The sequence below is a fragment of the Microcystis sp. M179S2 genome (genome assembly GCF_020245805.1).
GTDB lineage: Bacteria > Cyanobacteriota > Cyanobacteriia > Cyanobacteriales > Microcystaceae > Microcystis > Microcystis aeruginosa.
The window spans coordinates 1-3,993 of sequence record NZ_JADBUE010000132.1; the positions used below are offsets into that span (position 1 = coordinate 1).

Here is a 3,993-nt window from a genome sequence, read left to right on the forward strand (position 1 = left end):
GCCAAGCTTTTCTGGTCGGAACCCCCTAAGCCGAGTTTTCAAGGTGCTGCGCCGTCCACTTGGTTTTCGAGACTGGCCTTTTAATTCTAACGTAAAGCCAACCTAGAACGGCGGGGTTTCAGACCCAAAATTTCCGATGATGACAAATACCCTCCTACTTCATCTTTATGAGAGAAGGCTGTAAAATCAAACTCCTCTACCAAGGCTATCAGGTTCTTATTGAAAAAAATGCTGACTAGATATCCTACAAGACTAATCCATAATTTCGTCGTGAAAATTTTAGTAATATAATTTGATTATGTTAGTTTCAGTTATTACTCCAACCACTGGCAACCCTTTGTTGAAAAAGGCTTTACAAAGTGTACAAGACCAAGATTATGACAATATCGAACATCTGATCGTTATTGATGGCAAGGAGAGAGAAGAGAAAGCCCAAAATATATTGAGCGAGATGCAATTAATTAAGCCAACGCATATCATGTCCTTGCCATATCCGACTGGAAAAAATAGGTACAACGGTCATCGAATTTATGGCTCATCATGCTATATTGCCAATGGCGATTACTTGATTTTTCTTGATGAAGATAACTGGTTTGAACCATTCCATGTATCTTCGTTAGTAGAATCGATACTGCAAGACCAATTAGATTGGGCCTATGCCCTGAGAAACATAGTCGATGAGCAGGGTCAATTTATTGCTCATGATGACTGTGAAAGTTTAGGTAAATGGCCTGCTTATAACGAGCAATATCACCATGTCGATACCAGTTGCTATTGTTTGAAAAAAGAAATAGCTGTTTTCTTATCGCCAATCTGGTATCGAAAATTTAGAGAGCCTGGATTGATGAGTCCTGATATGGCTCTCTGCAATATATTAGTTCAGGATTTTCCTAATTGTGATACAACGGGACTGTACTCAGTAAATTATAGAATTGGGGCGACGGAGCTATCTGTAAAGCCAGAATTTTTCTTGTATGGTAATTCAATGAAGTCACAAAAAAACCTTTGCTTGAACCGATGACGACTTCCTTGACTGAGAGTCTCACCCTTGAAGATTTCCTCAAATTGCCATATTTGGAGGATTCTCCAGCATGGGAATACTTGCATGGAGTCGCAATTCAGAAACCCATGCCTAAGACTCGACACTCTATCCTGCAAAAACGTCTTTTAGCTGAGGTTGACAGCCACACTGTTGATTATACAGCCTTACCTGAGTTGCGATGTACCTTCGGCGGGCGTTCGATCGTCCCTGATGTGGCGGTAATTGCATGGAATCGAATTAATCTGAATCAAGCAGGTGAACCAGAGGACGACTTTATCGAAGCACCTGATTGGACTATCGAAATTCTTTCACCGGATCAAAAGGTAAACCGTGTAATTGACCACATTCTACATTGTTTAAAACATGGCAGTAAATTAGGATGGATGCTTGATCCAGATGATTATTCTGTTTTAATGTTTACTCCCCAACAAGAGCCAGAAGTTTGCCGAGGGGATCACCAGCTTAAGGTAATTGCAGGGGTTGAGTTGATACTGACTCCACAACAAATCTTTGCCTGGCTAAAAGTTAGTCAAGCTAGACAGAGTAAGTAGAAGTCGGGGGAGAAGCACGAGGACTAACTTGGTCGTTAGACGGAATTCAATTCTTTTAAGGTTAAGTAAGTGGTTATAATTAAATTGAAGATAGATTTTGTCTTTGATCCCCCCTGCCTCCTTGATAAGGGTGGTATATGATAATTTTTAACACCTACCTACTTATGACGTTGAAAGAAGTTTTTAAGCAGCGATTTGAAGAGCTAGAGGAGCAAGCATCCCAATTGGAATCTTCTAAAAAAGTTCTCCGAACAGAGATAATTGGCACTGGTGAATTCATCGATAGATACTTACTTTTAAGCTGGAAGGTAAAAGTAAGAAACTTATTGTCTAAAGTTTGTGGTGAAGATTCTCAGCACTTCAAACAATTTGAGCGGGAAGAAGAGAACAGGTATTATCCAACTTATGAGATATTTAAGGCATTTAAAGCGGTATTTTTGGCAGCAAAAGAAGATTTTGAGGGTGGTTATCTCTCGTCTATTAAAACACTGGTTCAAGCCGAAGTTTTTGATTCTGAGCTTGAACAAGCAAATGAGCTTTTTTCTAGTGGTTATTATACCGCTGCGGCTGTGATTGCAGGAGTTGTGTTAGAGACGGCATTGCGAGAGTTATGTGATAGAAGTGGGATTCCGCATGGGAAGTTAGATAAAATGAATTCCGAATTGGCAAAAGCTGGTGTATATAACAAATTGAATCAAAAGCGAATAACAGCGATCGCAGATATTCGTAATAGTGCTGCCCATGGAAAACAGGATGAATTTACAGTTCAAGATGTTTCTGACATGATTAAAGATGTTAGCCGATTTCTTGCCGACTACCTTGTAGATTAGCTTGTCTAACAAGTGGGATAGGAAATTATCGACATTGGGATTTTTCCCTATTGAATTATCACTGAACTGCTCCAACAAGCGATCGCTCAAAACGTCTGAACGTCCTCCCTACCCCGCTACGCACTCAGGGACTCATGGGGGTTTGTTGAAGACGGCTGTTGGCCACGATCTCTTATAATGGGGAAGTCGGAATGTTTTTTCTTCCTATGCCAGTAAGTGCTGAAGCTCTTAAGCAAGACTTGGATCGACTGACTGATAATCAGCTTGAGCAAGTGGCTGATTTTATTGCCTTCTTAAAGTTTCGCAGTCAGCGTCATCAGGCTGTCCTCGATCCCATGCAACTGGCCGATCTGTTTGCGGAGTTTGCTGATCAAGATCGCGCCTTTGCTGAAGAAGGTATGAATGACTATGCAGTAATACTCCATCAAGAAGACCAATCATGACTAATCCTCTGAAACGGGGTGAAGTCTGGTTAGCCGACCTCAATCCAACTCAAGGTTCTGAACAAGCGGGCATTCGTCCCGTCATCATTTTCCAGAATGACCTTGTTTCCCAGTTCTCAACTACGATCATTGCTATTCCGCTCACCACCAACCAACGTCGCGCTGCTTTGCCTATATGCTTACTGATAGAACAGGGTAATGGTGGACTCGGCCAAGATTCTGTTGCCCTATGTTTTCAGATGAGAGTGCTGGATAAAACTCGTTTGATCCGCACACTGGGACAACTGAGTCCCGAAATAATTGCCCAATTGGAAGAAGTGGTTTTGCTAACCTTAGGATACGAGTCCTAAATGTGGAATTAAACGGAATTCTTATGAGTATAGGCTACATATCAGGACAGGCACTCATGCAAGAGGCGAAAGGGGGAATAGATAATCAGTCTTTAATAAACGGATTTAGTATAAAATGTCAACAATTAAAAGTCCCTTGCGTTATCCGGGTGGTAAATCCCGGGCAATTAAGCAAATTCTGCCGCAAATTCCTGTCAATATTAGGGAATATCGAGAACCTTTTTTTGGAGGCGGTTCTGTATTTTTTGCTGTTAAGCAACTCTTTGAACAACAAATAAAAACCTATTGGATTAATGACTTAAATTATGATTTATTTTGTTTCTGGCATGCGCTCAAGAAAATATTGAGTCATTGGTAGCAAAAATAACAGAAATTAAACAGAAATATGATAGCGGAAGAGAATTATTTCAAGATTTGACAAGGGAAGATTTAAAGTTAACCGACTTTGAAAAAGCGGTGCGTTTTTTTATCTTAAATCGGATTACTTTTTCGGGAACAGTGGATTCCGGGGGTTATTCCCAAGCGGCTTTTACCAGTAGATTTACTGATTCATCAATTGCCAGATTAACCCAAATTGCGCCGTTATTAGCATTGGTAAAAATTACTAACCAAGATTACGAAGAATTATTATTTCAAGAGGGAAAAGAAGTTTTTATATTTCTCGATCCCCCCTACTATAGTGCCACAAAATCCCGTTTGTACGGCGTAAGAGGGAATTTACATACCAGCTTCGATCATCAACGTTTTGCCGATAATATGCGTCAATGTCAGGCTAAA

Annotated in this window: 5 protein-coding genes and 1 pseudogene; all 6 read left to right on the forward strand. The window is 40.4% G+C overall.

Annotated elements, in window-relative coordinates:
- Positions 1 to 298: 298 nt before the first annotated feature.
- Positions 299 to 1,021: a glycosyltransferase gene (locus IM500_RS07660; RefSeq protein WP_287738068.1), complete on the forward strand. Its 723-nt coding sequence runs from the start codon at positions 299 to 301 to the stop codon at positions 1,019 to 1,021.
- Complete coding sequence (locus IM500_RS07665; protein ID WP_287738069.1) at positions 1,018 to 1,593, forward strand: Uma2 family endonuclease; 576 nt, start codon at positions 1,018 to 1,020, stop codon at positions 1,591 to 1,593. Before IM500_RS07660 ends, IM500_RS07665 begins: the two co-directional genes overlap by 4 nt.
- A gap of 164 nt (positions 1,594 to 1,757) precedes the next feature.
- Positions 1,758 to 2,423, forward strand: coding sequence for a DUF4145 domain-containing protein (locus IM500_RS07670; protein ID WP_287738070.1), 666 nt, complete (start codon positions 1,758 to 1,760; stop codon positions 2,421 to 2,423).
- A 191-nt stretch (positions 2,424 to 2,614) separates the two neighbouring features.
- Positions 2,615 to 2,866 (forward strand): hypothetical protein, encoded by a 252-nt coding sequence (locus IM500_RS07675; RefSeq protein WP_190720154.1) that lies wholly within the window; start codon positions 2,615 to 2,617, stop codon positions 2,864 to 2,866.
- Positions 2,863 to 3,216: a type II toxin-antitoxin system PemK/MazF family toxin gene (locus IM500_RS07680; protein WP_039900107.1), complete on the forward strand. Its 354-nt coding sequence runs from the start codon at positions 2,863 to 2,865 to the stop codon at positions 3,214 to 3,216. Before IM500_RS07675 ends, IM500_RS07680 begins: the two co-directional genes overlap by 4 nt.
- A 115-nt stretch (positions 3,217 to 3,331) precedes the next feature.
- A pseudogene (locus tag IM500_RS07685) lies at positions 3,332 to 3,993 on the forward strand (DNA adenine methylase); the annotation flags it as partial.